We start from the raw sequence: 19,090 nt of genomic DNA, 5'->3' as shown, positions 1-19,090 counted from the left end.
GACAAGGGGGAGGGCGGCCGGAGCGGGCGGCTCGCCCGTCGCGCCGGACGTGCCCCTGCCCTGGACCGCCCTACATCGACCGGGCCATTGAATGGGATCCGCCCTTCGGTTGAGTCCCTGAAGGGACGTTCGCCGCCCGGCCCGCTCACCACATTCGGACATCACGACAGTGCAGGCAGATTCCAGCCGGCGGCGCGGCTCCACGGCCACCGCCTACGCGATCCTGACGCTGACCGCCCTGCTCTGGGCCGGCAATGCGGTGGCGGGGAAATGGGCGGTGGGCGAGGTGTCGCCGCAGGTCCTCACCACGCTCCGCTGGGCCTTCGCCCTCGCGCTGCTCGCCGTCATCGCCCGGCGGCAGGTGGCGGCGGATTGGCCCCGGCTCAGGGCGCGCTGGCGCTACGTGCTGCTCATGGGCGCCAGCGGCTACACGGTGTTCGCCAGCCTGTTCTACGCGGCGGGCGCCCACACCACCGCGCTCAACGTCGCCCTGATCCAGGGGGCGGTGCCGATCTTCGTCATGCTGCTCAACTTCCTCGTCCGCGGCGCCGGCGTCAGGGGAGGGCAGGCGGTGGGTGCCGCGGTGACGCTCGCGGGCGTGGCGGTGGCCTCCTCCCACGGCGATCTCGGCGCCCTGCTCAGCCTCACCTTCAACCGCGGCGACGGGCTGATGCTGGCCGCCTGCCTCGTCTATGCCGGCTACACCGTGGCGCTGCCGTCGCGGCCGAAGGTGTCGGGGCTCGCCTTCTTCACCGGGCTGGCGCTCGCCGCCTTCCTCTCCTCGCTGCCGCCGCTCGCCGTGGAGTGGGCGGCCGGGCGGTCGATCTGGCCCTCGCTCCCTGTCGGATGGCCGCTCGTCGCCTTCGTGGCGCTGGGGCCGTCTCTGCTGGCGCAGCTCTCCTACATTCGCGGCGTCGAGCTGATCGGGCCGAACCGGGCCGGGCTGTTCGTCAACCTCGTGCCGGTGTTCGGGGCGGGGCTCGCCGTGCTGCTGGCGGGCGAGCCGTTCGACGTCTTCGACGGGCTGGCGCTCGCCCTGGTGCTCGGCGGCATCCTGATCGCCGAGACCGCCGGGCGCAGGACTGCGGTGACCGCTGCGGCGCGATAGACAACAAAAAGCAACCATCGCGGCGCTGCGGCCACAGGTTCGGCCCGTCGATGCGCTAAGGACGATGGCGAATCACCGCCCCGGGACCGCTCCCCACCCATGTCCCAGCTTCCCGCCCCCCCGCCGCGGGCCGGCGCCCCGGTCGTCCCGGCCCCGCGCCTGCCGTCCTGGGCGGGCGAACTCGTGGCCGTGGCGGCGGCCGCGCTCGCGACGGCCCTGCGCTTGCTGCTCGATCCGGTGCTGCCGCCGGGCTTCCCGTTCCTCACCTTCTTCCCGGCCGTCATCCTGACGACGTTCTTCCTCGGCCTGCGGCCGGGCATCGTCTGCGCGGTGCTGTCGGGGCTGGCGGCGTGGTACTGCTTCATCAGTCCGGCCAATACGTTCCTGCTGAACGGGCCGACGGCGCTGACGCTCGCCTTCTACGTCTTCATCGTCACCGTCGACATCGCCCTGATCCACCTGATGCGGGTGGCCGGCGCCCGGCTCTCCGCCGAGCGGGCGGTGACGGCCGACCTCTACGAGCAGCAGCGCACCATGTTCCAGGAGCTGCAGCACCGCGTCGCCAACAACATGCAGTTCGTGGCCGCCCTGCTCGCCCTGCAGAAGCGCAAGATCGCCGACGACCCGAAGGCGGCGGCGCAAGCCTTCGACGAGGCGCAGGCCCGGCTGGAGACCATCGCCCGCATCCACCGCCGCCTCTACGATCCGAGCCGGATCGACCAGCCGGTCGGCCTCTACCTGCAGGAGCTCTGCGCCGACCTCTTGGACGCCACGGGGGCGCGCAACATCGTCTGCCTCGTGGACGTGCCGCCGTTGAATCTCGACCTCGCCCGGCTGACGACCCTGTCGCTCCTCGTGGTCGAGGTGGTCACCAACGCCCTCAAGCACGCCTTCACCGAGGCCGGGCGCGGCACCATCACGATCCGCCTTCAGCCGATGGAAGGAGCCATGGCGGCGCTGACCATCGCCGACGACGGACCCGGCATCCCGGCGGGCTTCGACCCGGCGGCGAGCCGCAGCCTCGGCTTCCGCATCGTCCAGGGGCTGGCCGCCCAGCTCGACGGCACGCTCACCTACGCCAACGAGGGCGGCACGGTGGTGCGCCTAGTGTTCCCCGCCCTCCGCGCGGCGGTTTGAGAAGGGCGCCGCCGCCCCGCCGCCGCGGGGGGCGATCGGTGATGCTCTCAGCTCTCGTATCGCATCGACCTTGCCCGAAAGCCGGAAGCTGGCTTTCGGGATGATGCTCCGGGCATCGCGGATCGAATCAAGGCAGCGCCTCCTGCTCGCGGCCGAGGGGCGCGAGCGTCGTGCGCAGGCGTCGGCCACGTGTTGAGCCGCTCCGATTCCTCAATGACGGTGGCGAGCAACTCGCTCCGCGCGCTCTGAGGGGAGGGGGATGAGGCTCGCATCAGGATCGGCCGGGGAGGGGGTGGCTTTGGGGATGTGGGCGGGCGCCCTACCCCGGAGGACGGGAGGTCGAGCAGGCCAGCTGACGCCGCCATCGCGAGGCGGAGCCGCAGCGATCCAGGGCTCCGCATTCACCGAATGCTGTCGCGCCCTTGAAGCCGACGGCTCGAGCCCCTTCGCTTTCCTCCGTGACATGACGCCCTGGATCGCTTCGGCTCCGCTCGCGACGATGAGAAAAGTCTGTCCCAACCCGCACCAGAACCGTTCGCATAAGATATATTATGGAACTATAGACTGCCTCCAGCCCGCACACGCCCTCTTATGGTTAATTCTATTAACCATAACCCCATCGCATTTTATCGAATTCCGCCAGGGAATCGGATCGGTTCGGCCGGATGATGCCCATACGGATCGCTCGACGATCCGGCATGAAATTGCACCCCGATCCCTCTGCCGGCAAAATCGTGCATAACGTATCCAATCCGGTCGGTGATGACGGCGCGACCCTCGCAATCGTCACATTTCCCGGGCAACACGGCCGAATCGATGAACCCGCTCAAGCGCTTCGCCATATCGGTCCCCGTCATGCCGGTCCCCATGCCGCTCCGCCTGCTCTCCGGACTGATGTCGGTCGCTGCGTGTGCCGCCCTCGCTGGCCCGGCGCTCGCCCAGCCCGACGCGCCGCCGGTCGCCGCCGCGGTTTCGCAGGAACGTGCACCCGAGCGGGTGCCGACCAAGCTCGCCCGGCTCGCCTCGCTGCTCGGGCATGACGGCGACGTGCGGATCGTGGCCTTCGGCTCGTCCTCGACGGAAGGGGCGGGCGCATCCTCGCCGGCCATGGCCTACCCTGCCCTGCTGGAGCGCGACCTCGAGGAGCGGCTGCAGATCGGCGCCTCGAGCCGGCGCTCCATCACCGTGATCAACCGCGGCAAGGGCGGCGACACTTCCGAGGAGATGGCCGCCCGCCTGGAGCGCGACGTGCTGGCCGAGCGGCCCGACCTCGTGGTCTGGCAGACCGGCAGCAACGACCCCCTGCGCGGCGTGCCGGTGGAGCGCTTCGTCGAACTGACCCGCGCGGGGATCCAGGCGATCCGGGCCACCGGGGCCGACGTGGTGCTGATGGACCAGCAATGGTGCCGCAAGCTCTCCGGCGTCGAGGGCGCCGAGCGCTACGGCGAGGCCCTGCACGCGCTCGCCGCCGAGCTGAACGTGCCGGTGATCCGCCGCCGCGCCCTGATGCAGTCCTGGGTCACCCACGGCCTGATGACGCCCGCGCAGATGATCGGCCCCGACGGCCTGCACATGACGGATGCCGGCTACCGCCAGCTCGCCAAGGCGGCGGCCGCTCAGATCCTCGTCGGCGCCGGCCTGATCCAGCCCTCGCTCGCCCGGAACTGAGTGTCTCTCATGAAACGCGCCCGAGGCGCGTTTCATGAGCACTCCGAGCCGGAGGAGGGCGCCGTTCCCGACCCGTGGAAGCCCCCTCCCCGCCCATCATGCCCCACACCGAACTGACCGAGGCGATGCTCGCCGCCTTCCTCGACGCGTTCTACGGCAAAGTTCGCCGCGATCCGCTGATCGGGCCCGTGTTCGCCGGCAAGATCGCGGATGCCGAGTGGCCGCACCACATGGTGCGGGTGACCGATTTCTGGTCCTCGGTGCTGCTCAGGACCGGCCGCTACAAGGGCAACCCGTTCGGCCGCCATCTTGGAATCGGTGGTCTCGCCCCGGACCATTTCGCCCGCTGGCTCGGCCTGTTCGAGGAAACGGCGGCGGAGTTCTTTTCTCCGGAGCTGGCCGAAGAAATCGTCGGGCGGGCGCACCGGATCGGTGACAGCCTCAAGGCCGGCTTGTTCTTCCGGCCCGATCTCGCGGGCGTGCGGGCCTAAAGATCCACCGCCACGCTCAACCCATCATGGGCCGGCACCACCCCCGGCGGCAGCTTTTTGGCCAGCGTCGCGTAGTCGAGATCGGTGTGGAGGTTGGTCAGGATCGCGCGGCGCGGCGCGACCTCCTCGATCAGGGCGAGCGCGTCCGAGACCGAGTAATGCGACGGGTGAGGGGTCTCGCGCAGCGCATCGATGATGAGGAGATCGAGGCCGCGCAGCATCGCCTTGGCGGGCTCCGGCATTCGGCTCACGTCGGGGGCGTAGGCGGCGGGGCCGAAGCGGAAGCCGTGGGCGGCCTCGTTGCCGTGCTCCATCGCGAAGGCGACCGCCTCCAGGGTGCCGCCCGCGCCGTCGATCCGCACCGGCTCGCCCGCGTGCAACTCGTGCAGGTCGAGGATCGGCGGATAGGCGCTGCCCGGCGGGGTCTCGAAGGCGTAGCCGAACCGGGCCGTCAGCAGCGCGCGGGTGAGGGGGTCGGCATGGACCGGGATGCGGCGGCGCATCTGGATCACCAGGGGGCGCACGTCGTCGATGCCGTGGGTGTGGTCGGCATGCGCATGGGTGTAGAGCAGGGCATCGAGGCTGCTGACGCCCGCGTCGATCAGCTGCTCGCGCAGATCCGGCGAGGTGTCGATCAGCACCGTGGTCGGCGCCCCCTCCCCTCGCTCGCGCCGCTCCACCAGCAGCGAGCAGCGGCGGCGGCGGTTGCGCGGGTCGGTGGGGTCGCAGGCGCCCCAGCCGGAGCCGACCCGCGGCACGCCGCCGGATGAGCCGCAGCCGAGGATGCGCAAGCTCAGGCTGGCCATGCGCCCTCCCGGCCCGCCATCGCGTGGCCCGGCGTCATGCGGACACACCGTCGAGCGCGGCGGCCTTTGAAAACAGCCGGTAGAAGTTGGCCGTGGTGAGCGCGGCAAATTCCTCGAACGGCAGGTCGAGGGCACGCGCCAGCACGCGGGCGGTGTCGGCGGTGTAGGCGGGCTCGCAGCGCTTGCCCCGATGCGGCTCCGGCGCCAGGAACGGCGCGTCGGTCTCCACCAGGATTCTTTCACGCGGGACCGAGCGGGCGATATCGCGGAGCGCGTCCGAGCGGCGGAAGGTGACGATGCCGGAGAACGAGACGTAGAGCCCGAGTTCGGCCCCGGCCTGCGCGAGCCGCGCGCCCGACGAGAAGCAATGCAGCACCGCCTTGAACGGGGCGCGGGCCATCTCGTCGGTCAGCACCGTCTCCATATGCGCATCGGCGTCGCGGGAATGGATCACCAGCGGCAGGTCGGACAGGCGCGCCGCCTCGATATGCGCGCGCAGCACCCGCTCCTGCACCGCCTCCGGCGCGGCATCCTCGTAATGGTAGTCGAGCCCGGCCTCGCCGATGCCGACGCAGCGCGGGGCTTTCGCCAACTCAGCGATGGTGTCGGCGGAAACGTCCGGCTCCTCGGCGGCGCCGTGCGGATGGGTGCCGACCGTGTACCAGACGGCGGGGTTGGCCTCACTGATCGCCCGGTAGGTGTCGGCCTTGGCGACCCGCGTCGAGATGGTGACGAGCCGCGTCACCCCGGCGGACGCCGCGCGGGCGATCACGCCCGGGATGTCCTCGGCGAAGTCGGGGAAGTCGAGATGGCAGTGGCTGTCGACCAGCATGGATTCTTTTGATCGGGGAGGGGCAGGGAGGTCGGGGCCGTCAGGCCGCGGCCTCCGGCTTCTCGAAACGCGGGAAGATCGGGGTCGGTGCCGGCAGCGCGGTGCCCGGCTGCAGACGGTGGGCCTCGTCGGCAAAGGCGAAGCTGCGAGCGTCCGCCGGCACGGCAAGGAGATCGAGCAGAGCCGCGCCCGCCGTCGGCACGAAGGGCTGCACCATCAGGCCGACCCGGCGCAGGGTCTCGACGGTGACGTAGAGCACGGTCGCCATCCGGGCGGGGTCGGACTTTCGCAACTTCCACGGCTCCTCGCCCGCGAAGTAGCGGTTGGCGTCGGCCACCACGGTCCAGATCTCGGACAGGATCGTGTGCAGCGCGAGATCGCGCATCAGCCCCCTCGCCTTCTCCGGCAGCGCCGCTGCGGCGGCCAGCAGGCGCGTGTCGGCGTCCGAGAAGGTGCCCGGCTCCGGCACGGCCCCGTCGAGATTCTTGGCGATCATCGACAGCGAGCGCTGAGCGAGGTTGCCCAGATCGTTGGCGAGGTCCGCGTTGATGCGGTTGATGATCGCCTCGTGGCTGTAATTGCCGTCGCCGCCGAACGGCACCTCGCGCAGCACGAAGTAGCGCAGGGCATCGACGCCGTAGGTCTCGGCCAGATCCATCGGATCGACGACGTTGCCGAGCGACTTCGACATCTTCTCCCCGCGCGACAGCAGGAAGCCGTGGCCGAAGACGCGGTCCGGAACGGGGAGCCCCGCCGACATCAGGAAGGCCGGCCAGTAGACCGCGTGGAAGCGGACGATGTCCTTGCCGATCACGTGCACGTCGGCCGGCCAGGAGCGGAAGCGCGGGTCGGTCTCGTCGGGGAAGCCGCAGACCGTGAGGTAGTTCGTCAGGGCATCGACCCAGACATACATGACGTGGCCCGGATGCCCCGGCACCGGCACGCCCCAGTCGAAGGTGGTGCGGCTGATCGAGAGGTCCTTGAGGCCGGAGCGCACGAAGCTCGCGACCTCGTTGAGGCGCGTCTCGGGGCTGAGGAAATCGGGCCGCTCGGCATAGAGCGCGAGCAGCTTGTCTTGATACTTCGACAGGCGGAAGAGGAAGTTCTCCTCCTCCATCCACTCGACCGGCGTGTCGGTCTTGATCGAGCGCCGCTGGCCGTCGGGGCCGACGACCGTCTCGGCCTCGTCGTAATAGGCCTCGTCGCGCACCGAGTACCAGCCGGCATACTTCGCCAGATAGATGTCGCCGTTGGCCTCCATGCGCCGCCACAGCGCCTGGGCGGCGGCGTAATGGTCGGCCTCCGTGGTGCGGATGAAGCGGTCGTAGGCGCAGTTCAGCCGGTCGGCCATCGCCTTGAAGCGCCCGGCCATGTCGTCGACGAAGGCGCGCGGGCTGATCCCGGCCCTGGCCGCGGTCTGCTGGATCTTGAGGCCGTGCTCGTCGGTGCCGGTGGAGAACAGCACGTCGCGCCCGTCGAGGCGCTGGAACCGCGCGATCGCGTCGGTGGCGATCACCTCGTAGGCGTGGCCGATATGCGGCACGCCGTTGGGGTAGGAGATCGCCGTGGTGATGAGGAAGGGTTTTTCCGGCGTCTCGCTCACGTGTCGATGGTCCCGGATGGTCTGGAGTGGCGCGCGGGGGCCTGCCCGACGGGGCGGGCCGCTCGTGATCGCGCGGCACGGGTTTCGGCTCGACATGCCTTGTGGCGCGCATCGTCCCGCAGCGCAACCGAAGCCGCGAGGCCCCGGGGTGTTGCCGGAATCCGAGGGGCGGCGGGCACGGAGCGCCGGAAAAGGTCGGGGCCGCACGATTGCGGCCATGTTTCCCGGTATGGCTGCGCACGAACCCGCCGGTCTGCCGGGATGCACACCATGATCGCCCGCCTCGTCCGAGGGCTGCCTCCTTCCCTGCCGGCCGGGCTCGTCCCCGGCCTCGCGCCTGCCGACGCGCCCGCCGCGTCGCCGGCGCGCGCCGCGGCGGGCTTGCCCAACATCCAGGTCCTGCGCGGGCTCGCCGCCGTGACCGTGCTCGTCCATCACGCGACCTTCTACGGCCAGTTCCTGCGCGGTGCCGACCGGCCCCTCGCCGGCCTCGACGCCATGATGGGGCTGTGGGGCGTGGCGGTGTTCTTCGCGATCTCCGGCTTCCTGATGGCCGGGCTCGTCGTGCGCGACCGGCCGTTCGCCTTCCTGGCCCACCGGATCGTGCGGATCTTCCCGACCTATCTCGCGGTGGTGGCCCTGTTCGCCGGTCTGTTCGCCGCGCTCGGCCTGACGTTGGGCGGTCTCAAGCCGCTGGCCCTCTCGCTCGCCCCGGCCGGGGCGCGCAGCTACCCGCTCAACGTCGAGTGGACCCTTGTCTTCGAGACGAGCTTCTATGTCGGCCTGTTCGTCGTCGCGCTGGCCGGGCTCGCCCACCGGATCGTGCCGCTGGCGCTCGGCTGGCTCGGTCTCATCGCCGCCGCCGCCCTGCTGCTGCCGCGCGGCTCGATCGACCTCACCGCGCCGCCGCTCTACGCGCTGGCGCTGTCCGGCGCCTGCATCCCGTTCGCGGGCGGCCTGCTTCTGCCCCGCCTGATCGCGGGCGGCCGGCTGAGGCCGTTCCTGGGCCTGCTGGCGCTGCCGCTCGGGGCGGCCTGCCTGCTGGTCGAGACCGAGGCGGCGCGCTGGCTCGGCGGGATCGCGGCGGTGCTGCTCGTCGGCGCCGCCGCCTCGGGCCCCCAGATGGGGGGGAGCCATCCCCTGTCGCGGGTGGCGCTCAGGCTCGGGGATTGGAGCTACGTGCTCTATCTCGTCCACGTGCCGGTGCTGTGGCTCACCGCATCGGTGCTGCCCGCGGATTGGTCCGGCCTCGCCTACGGGGTGACGGGCATCGCTGCGGCGCTGGGGGTCGCGGCCCTGCTCGGCCCCCTCGACGTCGCCCTCTACCGGCGCCTGCGCCGCCGCATCGACGCGGCCTCCCCGCGCGCCCTGCGCCGTGGTCTGACCCTGTACCTCGCGATCTTCTTCGGCTGCGCCGCCTGGGGCAGCGCCGAGACCGCCCGGAACGACCGGCAGGAGAGCCGGGCCCGCGCGGCGCTGGCCGCCCTGCCGCCCGAGACCTGGGCGAGCCGGGATCTCGCCGAATCCGCCCTCTCCGGCCGCGGTCTCGCTCTGCCGGCCTCTTTGCGCGGGGAGCTGGAGGCGATCGAGGCGCTCTCGCCGACGGACATCGTGGTGAGCGCCTTCGTTTTCGATCCCGCGCGACCGAAGCGCGAGGCGATGCTCGCCCTGTTCTGCAACGGGCGGCTCGCCGGGCTCGACCGCCCGCGCCGCACCCGCAAGGACCTCGCCGCCCGGCCCGGCCTGGACGGCATCGCCCGGCGCCGGACCGGCTACCGGATGCGCTTGCCCCTCGCGGCCTGCCCGGCGGGCGCCGTCCCCCTCGCCGTCGCCGTCGACGAGGACGGGCGCATGGCGGTGCTGCCCGGTACGGCGGGCCGCTGACGCACCGGGCCGCGGGGCCTCAGCGCCCAGCCGCCGCCAGCGTCTCGAAGGCGGCGAGCACCAGCGGGCGGCGGTCGAGGTTGTAGATCGCGGCCTCGCGGGCGACCGCTCCGATGCGCGCGGCGGCCTCGACCAGGGCGAGGAGCCGGGCCGGCCCCTCGCCCTGGCGGCGGTCGATCTCGGCGGCGACGTGGCGCTGGATCGCGTCGAGCACCGCCGTCAGCAGGGGCTCGGCGTCGCGGGCGGCCAGACTCTCGCCGAGCTTGAGCACGCGCCGCCAATCCGGATCGGGCAGGGCGGCGAGCAGGCTCGACACCTCCGCCTCGATCGCCTGCGTGGAAGGATCGAGCAGGGCCACCGCGCGGGCGACCGAGCCCTCGCTGAGCGCGGCGGCGCGGGCCAGCGCCGCCGGTTCGGGCCGGGGGAAGGGAGCCGGAAACCCCTCGATCACCGCACGCACCTGTTCCCCGGCCAGCGGGCGCAGGGTGAGCGCGCGGCAGCGGGAACGGATCGTCGGCAGCAGCCGCCCGGGCGCGTGGGACACGATCAGGAAAATGGCCCGCGGGGGCGGCTCCTCGATCATCTTGAGGAGGGCGTTGGCACTGTTGGCGTTCAGGTCCTCGGCGCTGTCGACGATGCAGACGCGCCAGCCACCCTCCCCGCCCGCGGTGGTGGCGAACAGGGCGAGCGCCTCCCGGGCGGCATCGACCGAGATGCGGGTCGGCAGGGTCTTGGCGCCCGGCGCCTGGACCCGGCGCAGCGCGATCAGGTTCGGGTGCGACAGCGCCGCGACCTGGCGGGCCGCCGGGTGATCGTCCGGCAGGTCGAGCTTTTCGGAAACGGGCAGCGTGCGGGGATCGGCCACCAGCCGCCGGGCGACCCGGTAGGCCAACGTCGCCTTGCCGATGCCGACGGGGCCGCCGATCAGCCACGCATGGTGCAGGCGTCCCGTGGCCAGCGCTTCCGCAAACGCCGCCTGCGCCGCCTCGTGGCCGACGAGGCGGCTCTGCTCGCGCGGGCGCGGCACCTGGGCGAGGTCGCCGGCCTCGGCCTCCGAGACGGCGGGCGCCTCCTTGCGGGCGCGGCCTCCCTCAGGCGGCATGATCGCGGTCCCCGGAGGCCGGTTCGCCCGGCAGGAGATCGGGGCGATGGGCCGCCACGGCCGTACGGATCGCCGCCTCGACGGCGTCGGGGCCGGGCTGCGCGTCGATCACCCGGCAGCGCGCCGGCTCGGCCTCGGCGATGGCCAGAAAGGCCGCGCGCAGGCGCTCGTGGAAACTCAACGCTTCCGCCTCGAACCGGTCCGGTCCTTCCTCTTGCCCCTCCCCGCCCCTGCGCCGGGCGCGGGCGAGGCCCCCTTCCGCCGGCAGATCGAGGATCAGGGTGAGGTCCGGGCGAAGGCCTTCCAGCGTCACCCGCTCCAGGCTGGCGATCAGCGCCGGATCGAGGCCGCCCGCCGCGCCCTGGTAGGCGCGGGTGGAATCGGCGAAGCGGTCGCACAGCACGATGGCGCCGCGGGCCAGCGCCGGGCGGATCAGACCGTCGACGTGGTCGATGCGGGCGGCGGCGAACATCAGCGCCTCGGCGAAGGGCCCGAACGGCTTGGCCACGCCCCGCAGCAGCGCCTCGCGAAACCCTTCCGCCCGCTTCGTGCCGCCGGGCTCGCGCGTCGTCACGACCTCGCGTCCGCCCTGGGCCCGCAGGGTGGCGGCCAAGCGCGCGATCTGGGTGGACTTGCCCGCCCCCTCCCCGCCCTCGAAGGTGATGAAGACGCCCCGCGGCGCATCGCTCGACATGGACAGCGGGCTAGCACAGGGTGGGCCGGTGGGACAGCATGGGCAATGTCGGATGGTTTTCGGGTGACGCGTCGAGTGCCGCCGAGCCCCCCTTTCCCCGCGTGCGGGGCGAGGGGATGGCGCGGGCATCGAAGCGATCACAAAACCCGGATCAAATGGCCGGCCCCGTCGTCAGCCAAACCCGCATCGCCTCGAACGTGGCGACGCCGGACGCGAACGCCGCCGCCTCCTGATCTGCGGCCAAGCCGTCCAGCCGCTCGCGAAAGGTCCGCCACAGCGGCCCGGCCTCGCGGCCGCGGCCGGAATAGTAGGCCAGCGGCGTCCCCTCCCCGTGCAGGCCGCCGACATGGCGGCCGATGACGAGGCCGCCCAGCGTCGAGCCCTCCAGCACGTAGAGCGCGCCGAAGGCGGCCCCCTCCCCCGCGAGCCGGGGGGCGAGCGGGACCGGCAGGGCGGCGCGGGTGGCATCATCGAGGCCGAGGGCGGAAAGGTCCGCGTCGAGGGCGGCGAGACGGCGGCGCGGGGCGAAGAAGGCTTCGTCGGAAAGCCCCAGAGCGATGACGGGCTCGTAGGCCGCGTGGAAGCCGCGCAGGCGCGCCAGCAGCGCGCGGTAGCCGGGCAACGTCGCCACCCTCCCCTGCCAGTCGAGATCGCGCTCCAGCGCCTCGTGTGCGTCCGCCGTGGCCGCGCGCAGGCGGGCGTGCAGAGTCTCGGGCTGTGTCAAGGAAACTCCGGCTCAGGCGTGGACGGTGAAGCAGGCGCCGCCCGCATTCTGCGCCTCCAGGCGGGCGCCGATCTGCTCCAGCATGGCCCGCACCAGCTTCATCCCGAGGCCGGTGCCCTGGGCCTTGCCGCTCTCCCAGTCCGGCGGCATGCCGTCGCCGTCGTCGCAGACGGTGAGCCGCACGGCCTCGCCCGCCTCGCCGGCCGCCGGCAGCGAGCCGTCCTTGCGCTCGCCCTTCACCGTCACGGTGATGTGGGCGCCCTTGTCGGGGCGGCCGGCATATTTGAACGCGTTGGTGACGAGTTCGGTGGTGATGAGCGAGAGCGCCACCGCGTGGCGATAGGGCACCATCAGGCCGGTCTCGGCGGTCATCTCGACGCTGTGCGCGTCGCCGGCCATGCCGGCGAGGTCGTCGCACAGAGCCTGGATGGTCTGGCCGAGATCGACCTCCTCCAGGCTGTCGCCCTGGTACAGGCTGTCGTGGACGCGGGCCACGCTCATCACCCGCGCCGAGGTCTCGGAGAAGGCCTGGCGGGCGGCCGGATCGGCGATCTGGCGGCGCTGCATGTGCAGGAAGGCGGTGACGATCTGGAGCGAGTTCTTGACCCGGTGGTCGATCTCGCGGGTCAAGAGGTCCTTCTGCTCCAGCAGGCGCTCCTTCTCGGCGAGGAGGCCGGTCAGCTCGGCGATCTTGCGGCGCTGGCGCAGGACCACGCCGTCGACCGCCTCCGCGAGTTGCTCGGCGAGATCGACCTTCCAGGCCGCCCAGGGGCTCGAATGGCCGTGCCGCTCCTCGACCCAGCGCTCGAACGAGCGCCGCGGCAGCACCGCCACCGGCCCGCTGCCGGGCAGGACGGGTTTCCTCGGATCGCCGCCCCAGGTGACCGTGCTGGGCATCTCGGGCTTGAACCACAGGAGCAGGTGGCGCCGCTCGGCGCCGACGAAGACGGCGAGCAGACCGCTCGCGGTTTCGGTGTAGGCGGCGGCCGGCGCATGGTGCAGCACCAGCGTGTCGGTGACGAAGCTGCGGGCCTCCGCGGGGACGCTGGTGCGCAGCCAAGCGGCGAGCGCCCCGATCTCGGCTCTGCCCGGCGTCGCGCCGGCCTGCCGGACGGCGGCGTCGGAGACGATCGCGACGCCGGTGGCGCCGAACAGGTCGATCAGGGCCGGCTCGCCCTGCATCAGGCTGTGGGCGAAATCCTCGGTGCGGGTCAGGCGCCGCACCAGGCGGCCCTGGATGTCGAGATGGTGCTGGCGCTCGCTCCAGAGCGCCTTGCCCTCGATCTCCTGCACCCGCATGGCGAAGGCGTCGGTGAGCACGGTGGCCGCCGCGCGGGTCTCGGGGGCGACGTAGTGCGGGCGGCGGTGATGGCCGATCATCAGGCCCCAGAGCCGGTTCTCGACCATGATCGAGATCGACATCGAGCCGTCGACGCCGAGATTGCGCTGATACTCGAGATGGATCGGCGAGAGCGTGCGGTTCTGGGCGAAGGTGAGGTCGATCGGTGCGTTGCCGGCCGCCCGGTCGGCCACCAGCGGCACCGGCACGCAGTCGCGGTCGATCACGAAGCGGCTCTTGGCCTTGGTGTAGAGGGCCCGCGCCTGGGCCGGGATGTCGGAGGCGGGAAAACGCAGGCCGATCAGCGGGCGCTGCCAGTCCGGCACCATGTCCTCGGCGATGGCCTCGCCGTTCCAGTCCGCGTCGAAGCGGTAGACCAGCACCGATTCGAAGCCGGTGACGGCGCGGATCTCGAGTGCGGCGATCTGGGCCGCCTCGGTCAGGGTCTCGGCGGCGCGCAGGCGCGCCATGGCGAGTTCGGTGTCGAGGGGACTCGCGGCGGAAAAGTCCTCCGCCCGCTCGGGCGCGAGTTCGAGTTCGACGATGACCCGGCCGAGATGGACATGGGCGACGAGGTGGAAGCGTTCGCCGTGAGTCGGGTCCCCGGCCCCCTTCTCGGCCCCGTCTCCGACCCCTTGCCCAGCATCGTTCCTACTGAGCGGCAGGGTGACGGTGCGGCGCAGGGCCCGCCCGTCGGTGAGGCTGTGGGCGGCGATTCCGTCACGGATCGCGGAGACGATCCCCGCCGGCAGCACCGCGTCCAGGCGGTGCCCGCTCGGCGGGAACAGGGCCGGCGGCAGCACGTCCGCGGCATTGGCGCTGAAGGCCAGGATCTCGAACGAGCCCGCATCGGCGGCGAGCATCACGGCGTTGGGCTGGATCGAGCCGGGGATGTGGATCGGCTCGCGCTCGCACAGGCCGGGATCGACCGGCTCGGCCCGGCTGCGGCGAGAGATCGCCGCGAGCACCGCCTCGCGCGAGGGACCGGCGGCGATCTGCGCCAGGGGGCTGACGACGAGCCAGACGCGCCCGCCCGCGCCGGGCCGCAGGGCGATGCGCGCCCGCAACGGAGCGGGCAGGCGCCCGAACATGAACTCGAAGTTCTGCGCGTCGAGGCCGCCGCGCCGGGTCGCGAGGAAACGGCCGTAGAAGCCCGGCACGCGGGCGCTCGGCACGAGCTCGCGGAAGAAGTCGCGCCCGATCATCGCTTCGGGCGCGAAACCGCAGAGCACCGCCGCGGCGCGATTGCAGGCGAGCACGGTGCCGACGGCGTCGAGGGCGAGGAGCCCCGCTTCGACCGCGTCGCGCTCGCCCGCCGTCAGGGCGTCGAGATCGACGGACGGGTCGATCAGGGCATGGTCCAGCCCCCTGGTGTGCATCTGCGACGGATCGACCATTATGCCGTCCGATATGCCCGCGGCGCGCCCTTTGCGCAATGCTCCGGCGGGTGGGATTCGGCGTCCGGGAACGGCCAAGCTCTTGTGCTCTCGGCGTTTTGTCTGAAACCACACAGAACGCGCATGTCGAACCGACCCGCCTCCTGCGGCTCTCGTCAGGCCCCCGCCGAACCGGTCGGGCGAAGGAGCCATCGAAACCTTAACGATTGAGCGGAGCGGATCGTTCATCGGCGCGGGCGGGCGATGCGTTCGGATCGCCTCCGGTTGTCGGGCCGGATGCTGCCTCACGCCGCCTCGCAATGGCGGAGAGGCAGAACGGACCGAGCAGGGGCCGGTATCAGCCGTCCCGCTCGATCAGGTCGGCGAGCGCGGTGTCCAACGCCTCCTCCAGGGTCGGATGATAGAACGGGCGGTCGCGGAAGGTCTTGGCGTCGAGCCCGTCCTGAACCGCGTGGGCGACGAGGTGGGCGAGGTGCTCGACCTCCGGGCCGATCATCTCGGCGCCGACGAGGCGTCCGCCCGGCTCGGCGTAGAGGCGCAGGCCGCCCTGCGCCCGGTCCATCACCCGGGCCCGGCCCTGGTCGCAGAAATCCGCCCGCCCGACCCGGTAGCCGGCCTCCGGATCGAACCCGCCGCCGACCGAGGCGATCTGCGGTTGGCTGAACACCATCGCGAGCATGACCCAGCGCTCCGGCCGCTCGACGCCCTCGCCCGCGGCGAGGCGGGCGGCGTTGCGGCCCGCGATCCGGCCCTGGCGGCTCGCCTCGTGCAGGATCGGCCGGTCGGCGTTGGCGTCGCCCGCGATGAACAGGCGGGTGTCCTCGCAGCGCTGGGAGCGGGAATCGAAGGCGGGGCTGCCGCGCTCGTCGAGCGTCGCGCCGGTCGCCTCCAGGCCGAGGCCGTGGACGTTCGGCGGGCGGCCCGCGGCGGAGAGCACGCGGTCGAAGGGCCCCGAGCCGCCCTTCCACGACAGGCGCACGCCCTCGCCGTCCGGCTCGCCGGCCTCGATCTCCGTGCCGAGATGCAGATCGAAGGCGCTCGAAAAGATTTCGCGGGCGGCGCCGGTCAGGTCGGGATCGCGCAAGCCGCCGAGGCTGTCGCCGGGATCGAACACGCTGACCCGCACGCCGAGCCGGGCCATGGCCTGGGCGAGTTCGAGCCCGACCGGGCCGGCCCCGAGGACGGCGAGCGAATCCGGCAGATCCTCGATCTCGAACACGGTGTCGGTGGTGAGCACGCGCTCACCCAAGCCGCGCAAGGGTTCCGGCACGCTCGGGCTCGATCCGGTGGCGATCACCGCCGCCTTGAAGCGCAGGCGGGTGTGGTCGTCGATGCGCAGCGTCTCCGGCCCTTCGAACACGGCCCGCCCCATGAGGCGCGATTCCGCGGGCAGGTCGTCGAGCCCCTCGAAGACGGAGGCCACGAAATCGTCGCGCAGGCGCCGCAGCCGCTTCAGCACCGCCGGCCCGTCGACCCGTACATCGGCGACGCGCAGGCCGAACGCGTCGGCGTTCCGCGCCGTGTGCGCCACCTCGGCCGCGTGGATCAGGAGCTTGGAGGGCATGCAGCCGACCCGGGCGCAGGTGGTGCCGCCCGGGCCCTGCTCGATCAGCACCGAGCGAGCGCCGTCCGCCAGGGCGGCGCGGTGGGCGGCGATCCCGGCGGTGCCGGCGCCGATCACCGCCACGTCGCAGTCGATCTCGCGCATCCGCTCAGGCCGCCATGGTCAGGACGGCGCCGCCATCGACCCGCAGGTTCTCGCCGGTGATGAAGCTCGCCTGCTCGGAGCAGAGGAAGGCGACCGCGGCGGCGACCTCCTCCACCCGCCCCCGGCGCTTGGCGACGATGCCGGGGCGCTTCTCCTCCAGGAAGCTCTCGATCGCCTCGTCGAACGAGACGCCGAGTTCCTCGGCCCGCTTCTCCATCATGGCGTCGGTCATCGGCGTGGCGACGAAGGCCGGCGCCACCGAGTTCACCAGCACGCCGTCCGGCCCGTAGGCCTTGGACAGGCCCTTGGTGAGGTTCATCAATCCGGCCTTGGCGGCGCAGTAGGGCAGTTCCTCGACATAGGGCTGGACCGCATCCTCGGAGGTGAAGAACACGATCCGCCCCCAACCCGCCTCACGCATGCCGGGGATGAAGGCGCGGGCCGTGCGCACCGCCGCCATCAGGTCGGCCTGGAGGGTCGAGAGCCAGCCGTCGTCGTCGATGTCGAGGAAGTCGCCGGTGGCTCCCGTGACGCCCGCGGCGTTGACGAGGATCGTGGGCTTGGCATCGAACGCGGCGTTCGCGAAGTCGCGCAGCTTCAGGGCGCCCTCGTTGGAGGAGAGATCGGCTTGGCAGGCCTTCACCTCGCCGAGCGCGGAGAGGCGCTGGGCCGCCTCCTGCAGCTCCTTCTCCTTCAGGTCGGACAGGACGATCCGGACACCTTCCCGCAGAAGATATTCCGCGCTGGTGTAGCCCATGCCGGAATCGCCGCCGGTGATCACCGCGACGCGGCCGCTGATACCGAGATCCATGGGAGTTCCTTTATGGCGGACGCCGACGCGACGGGCTTGTGATGGGAAATGCGCGGGCCAACGGGAGGCGTTTGCGATCGTTCCGCGCCCCGCCGCCTCTGCGGCGATCCGACCGGGATGAGGGGGCATCTTTGCCCGTGGAGCGCGCGGCGGTAAGCTTCGGGCGAACCGGGAGGGCGTGACGATGAGCGAGACGGAAACCGGCCTGCCGCCCGCGTTGCCTCCGACACGGGGCGGCGTGGTCGCCTACCTCACGGTGGACGGGGCGATGCGGGCCTCGGCGTTCTATCAAAAGGCCTTCGGGGCCGAGGTCGCCGCCGCGATCCCCCCGGACGAGAAGGGGCGGACCATGCATGTCCACCTCTACCTCAACGGCTCGTCGCTGATGCTCTCGGACGCGTTTCCCGAATACGGCCACCCGCTCCAGCCGCCGCAATCCTTCAGCCTGATGCTGCCGGTGGACGACATCGCCGCGTGGTGGGACCGGGCGGTGGCGGCCGGCGCCACGGTGGTGATGCCGTACCAGGAGATGTTCTGGGGCGACGTCTACGGGCAGCTGCGCGACCCCTTCGGGGTCACCTGGGCGATAAACCAATCCAAGCAGCCGGGCTGACCTCAAGTCCCGGTTTCGAAAGGACAAGTCCTTTCGCGGGTCCAGGGCAGAGCCCTGGCCGGCGGAGCCATCCATGGGGCTCCGCCCCAAACCCCGCCAAGGGCCTGAGGCCCTTGGATCCCCGGATTTAGGCCGGCTCGACGCGGTAGCGGAGCCAGACGGTGCCGTCGTCGAAGGGCTCGCAGGCCGTGCGGGTGAGGCGCAGGCGCGACCCCATCGAGTCGGCCTCCTCGCCGTCGAAGTCGAACAGGGCCGGCGTGCCGAACACGCCGTCGACGGCGGGCGCGAGCAGCAGGCTCAGTTCGTCGATCAGCCCGGCCTTCAGGAGCGAGCCGTTGATGCGCCCGCCGCCCTCGATCAGCAGCCGCTCGATGCCGAACAGCTGTTTCAGCTTGCGCAGGGCCAGCGCGAAATCGACCTCGCGCTCGCCCGCGACGATGTAGGACTGGCCGCCGGCCCTGAGGCGGCGCAGGCGGTCGTCGGAGACCTGCCCCGTCGTCACCACGACGACGTGGTCGCCGGTGATGTCGTTGCGCGCGCCCCAATCCATCGCGCCGCGGGCATCGAGCGCCACGGCGTAGCCGGAGGCGTCGGACTTCGCGACGTGCTCCTCGCGGGAGACCGGCTCGTCGGAGGGCGCCTCGGTGAGCGGCTTCGCGCTGTCGGCGTAGCCCTGCATGGTGATGCGCCCGCACATCCAGGCATCGCCCCCGAGCTGCCCGTGGACCTCCTCGTAATGGGCGTCGGCATCGACCGTCTTCCAGCGCCGCACCTTGATGCGTCCATCGACCGAGGTGGTCATGTGACAGACGGTATAGGGGCGATCCGGGTTCTGCTCGCTCATCGGGCCTGCTCGGGTTGACATTTCCGCCCCGAACTAGGGCGGGCCGGGGCGATGTCCCGGCGCCGCCCGATCACATCAGCCGCGGCGGCTCATCCGACCCGAGGACATGCCCTCGCAGCAGCAGCCCTTGCCCTTCTCGGCACGGCTCATCGACATCCCGGCTTTCATGCCGCCCTTGGCGCACATCGCCGCCTTGCCCTTGGAGCCGCCGCAGCAGCTCATCGCCAGGACCGGGCTCGCGCCCATCAGCAGCAGGGCGGCCGCAGCCGCAACGCAGGTCTTCACGAAGCTGTCTCCCTCATCCGGACCCGCCTATGCGGGCCGGAACG

At 71.8% G+C, this 19,090-nt stretch carries 17 protein-coding genes; 6 read left to right on the top strand and 11 right to left on the bottom strand.

Annotation, left to right across the window (positions count from 1 at the left end; genetic code table 11):
- The first annotated feature begins 169 nt into the window (after positions 1–169).
- From BM140_RS00940 to BM140_RS00925, 4 genes are all read left to right on the top strand, one after another.
- A complete protein-coding gene (locus BM140_RS00940; protein WP_091941041.1) occupies positions 170–1,108 on the top strand; it encodes a DMT family transporter in 939 nt (312 codons plus the stop codon).
- Between the two features lie 99 nt (positions 1,109–1,207).
- Positions 1,208–2,245: a sensor histidine kinase gene (locus BM140_RS00935; protein WP_091941039.1), complete on the top strand. Its 1,038-nt coding sequence runs from the start codon at positions 1,208–1,210 to the stop codon at positions 2,243–2,245.
- Positions 2,246–3,112: 867 nt separating this feature from the next.
- A complete protein-coding gene (locus BM140_RS00930; RefSeq protein WP_091941703.1) occupies positions 3,113–3,913 on the top strand; it encodes a GDSL-type esterase/lipase family protein in 801 nt (266 codons plus the stop codon).
- Positions 3,914–4,011: 98 nt separating this feature from the next.
- Positions 4,012–4,404 carry a group III truncated hemoglobin gene (locus BM140_RS00925; protein ID WP_091941036.1) on the top strand — a complete coding sequence of 131 codons (393 nt, stop codon included), beginning with the start codon at positions 4,012–4,014 and terminating at the stop codon, positions 4,402–4,404.
- Here BM140_RS00925 and BM140_RS00920 read toward each other — a convergent pair.
- Genes BM140_RS00920 through metG form a run of 3 tightly spaced genes read right to left on the bottom strand, consistent with a single transcriptional unit; the run spans position 4,401 to position 7,645 of the window.
- Complete coding sequence (locus BM140_RS00920) at positions 4,401–5,210, bottom strand: MBL fold metallo-hydrolase (protein WP_091941034.1); 810 nt, start codon at positions 5,208–5,210, stop codon at positions 4,401–4,403. The two genes, BM140_RS00925 and BM140_RS00920, sit on opposite strands and share 4 nt — an antisense overlap.
- A gap of 34 nt (positions 5,211–5,244) precedes the next feature.
- Positions 5,245–6,042, bottom strand: a complete 798-nt coding sequence (locus BM140_RS00915) for a TatD family hydrolase (protein WP_091941032.1) — start codon at positions 6,040–6,042, stop codon at positions 5,245–5,247.
- A gap of 40 nt (positions 6,043–6,082) precedes the next feature.
- Complete coding sequence (metG, locus tag BM140_RS00910; protein WP_244535230.1) at positions 6,083–7,645, bottom strand: methionine--tRNA ligase; 1,563 nt, start codon at positions 7,643–7,645, stop codon at positions 6,083–6,085.
- A 270-nt stretch (positions 7,646–7,915) separates the two neighbouring features.
- Here metG and BM140_RS00905 point away from each other — a divergent pair, with 270 nt between their 5' ends.
- Entirely contained in the window at positions 7,916–9,529 is a 1,614-nt protein-coding gene (locus tag BM140_RS00905) for an acyltransferase family protein (protein WP_244535229.1), read from the top strand.
- A gap of 19 nt (positions 9,530–9,548) precedes the next feature.
- Here BM140_RS00905 and BM140_RS00900 read toward each other — a convergent pair whose 3' ends face one another.
- From BM140_RS00900 to BM140_RS00875, 6 genes are all read right to left on the bottom strand, one after another.
- Positions 9,549–10,631, bottom strand: a complete 1,083-nt coding sequence (locus tag BM140_RS00900) for a DNA polymerase III subunit delta' (protein WP_091941027.1) — start codon at positions 10,629–10,631, stop codon at positions 9,549–9,551.
- Positions 10,621–11,325 carry a dTMP kinase gene (gene tmk / locus BM140_RS00895; RefSeq protein WP_091941025.1) on the bottom strand — a complete coding sequence of 235 codons (705 nt, stop codon included), beginning with the start codon at positions 11,323–11,325 and terminating at the stop codon, positions 10,621–10,623. Before tmk ends, BM140_RS00900 begins: the two co-directional genes overlap by 11 nt.
- A gap of 151 nt (positions 11,326–11,476) precedes the next feature.
- Positions 11,477–12,049 (bottom strand): biliverdin-producing heme oxygenase, encoded by a 573-nt coding sequence (locus tag BM140_RS00890; RefSeq protein ID WP_091941023.1) that lies wholly within the window; start codon positions 12,047–12,049, stop codon positions 11,477–11,479.
- Between the two features lie 12 nt (positions 12,050–12,061).
- Positions 12,062–14,785 (bottom strand): histidine kinase dimerization/phosphoacceptor domain -containing protein, encoded by a 2,724-nt coding sequence (locus BM140_RS00885; RefSeq protein WP_091941021.1) that lies wholly within the window; start codon positions 14,783–14,785, stop codon positions 12,062–12,064.
- Between the two features lie 337 nt (positions 14,786–15,122).
- Positions 15,123–16,493, bottom strand: a complete 1,371-nt coding sequence (locus BM140_RS00880; protein ID WP_091941020.1) for a dihydrolipoyl dehydrogenase — start codon at positions 16,491–16,493, stop codon at positions 15,123–15,125.
- A gap of 4 nt (positions 16,494–16,497) precedes the next feature.
- Complete coding sequence (locus tag BM140_RS00875; protein WP_091941018.1) at positions 16,498–17,304, bottom strand: SDR family NAD(P)-dependent oxidoreductase; 807 nt, start codon at positions 17,302–17,304, stop codon at positions 16,498–16,500.
- A 184-nt stretch (positions 17,305–17,488) separates the two neighbouring features.
- On the opposite strand from BM140_RS00875, the gene BM140_RS00870 reads away from it, so the two are divergent.
- Positions 17,489–17,917 (top strand): VOC family protein, encoded by a 429-nt coding sequence (locus BM140_RS00870; RefSeq protein ID WP_091941016.1) that lies wholly within the window; start codon positions 17,489–17,491, stop codon positions 17,915–17,917.
- Positions 17,918–18,044: 127 nt separating this feature from the next.
- On the opposite strand, the gene BM140_RS00865 is transcribed toward BM140_RS00870, so the two are convergent.
- Positions 18,045–18,761 carry a RibD family protein gene (locus BM140_RS00865; protein WP_091941014.1) on the bottom strand — a complete coding sequence of 239 codons (717 nt, stop codon included), beginning with the start codon at positions 18,759–18,761 and terminating at the stop codon, positions 18,045–18,047.
- 75 nt (positions 18,762–18,836) lie between these two features.
- Entirely contained in the window at positions 18,837–19,046 is a 210-nt protein-coding gene (locus tag BM140_RS00860; RefSeq protein WP_091941011.1) for a hypothetical protein, read from the bottom strand.
- Between the last annotated feature and the right edge of the window lie 44 nt (positions 19,047–19,090).

Origin of the sequence: Methylorubrum salsuginis, from assembly GCF_900114375.1 — a bacterium.
Classification (GTDB): domain Bacteria; phylum Pseudomonadota; class Alphaproteobacteria; order Rhizobiales; family Beijerinckiaceae; genus Methylobacterium; species Methylobacterium salsuginis.
Note: the sequence above shows the minus strand (reverse complement) of the source record. Positions and strands in the feature narration are given on the sequence as shown.

Coding starts and splice junctions, on each gene's coding strand:
- BM140_RS00935 (WP_091941039.1), top strand. CDS start 1,208: ATGTCCCAGCTTCCCGCCCCCCCGCCGCGGGCCGGCGCCCCGGTCGTC.
- BM140_RS00930 (WP_091941703.1), top strand. CDS start 3,113: ATGCCGCTCCGCCTGCTCTCCGGACTGATGTCGGTCGCTGCGTGTGCC.
- BM140_RS00925 (WP_091941036.1), top strand. CDS start 4,012: ATGCCCCACACCGAACTGACCGAGGCGATGCTCGCCGCCTTCCTCGAC.
- BM140_RS00920 (WP_091941034.1), bottom strand. CDS start 5,210: ATGGCCAGCCTGAGCTTGCGCATCCTCGGCTGCGGCTCATCCGGCGGC.
- BM140_RS00915 (WP_091941032.1), bottom strand. CDS start 6,042: ATGCTGGTCGACAGCCACTGCCATCTCGACTTCCCCGACTTCGCCGAG.
- BM140_RS00905 (WP_244535229.1), top strand. CDS start 7,916: ATGATCGCCCGCCTCGTCCGAGGGCTGCCTCCTTCCCTGCCGGCCGGG.
- BM140_RS00900 (WP_091941027.1), bottom strand. CDS start 10,631: ATGCCGCCTGAGGGAGGCCGCGCCCGCAAGGAGGCGCCCGCCGTCTCG.
- tmk (WP_091941025.1), bottom strand. CDS start 11,325: ATGTCGAGCGATGCGCCGCGGGGCGTCTTCATCACCTTCGAGGGCGGG.
- BM140_RS00885 (WP_091941021.1), bottom strand. CDS start 14,785: ATGGTCGATCCGTCGCAGATGCACACCAGGGGGCTGGACCATGCCCTG.
- BM140_RS00880 (WP_091941020.1), bottom strand. CDS start 16,493: ATGCGCGAGATCGACTGCGACGTGGCGGTGATCGGCGCCGGCACCGCC.
- BM140_RS00875 (WP_091941018.1), bottom strand. CDS start 17,304: ATGGATCTCGGTATCAGCGGCCGCGTCGCGGTGATCACCGGCGGCGAT.
- BM140_RS00870 (WP_091941016.1), top strand. CDS start 17,489: ATGAGCGAGACGGAAACCGGCCTGCCGCCCGCGTTGCCTCCGACACGG.
- BM140_RS00865 (WP_091941014.1), bottom strand. CDS start 18,761: ATGAGCGAGCAGAACCCGGATCGCCCCTATACCGTCTGTCACATGACC.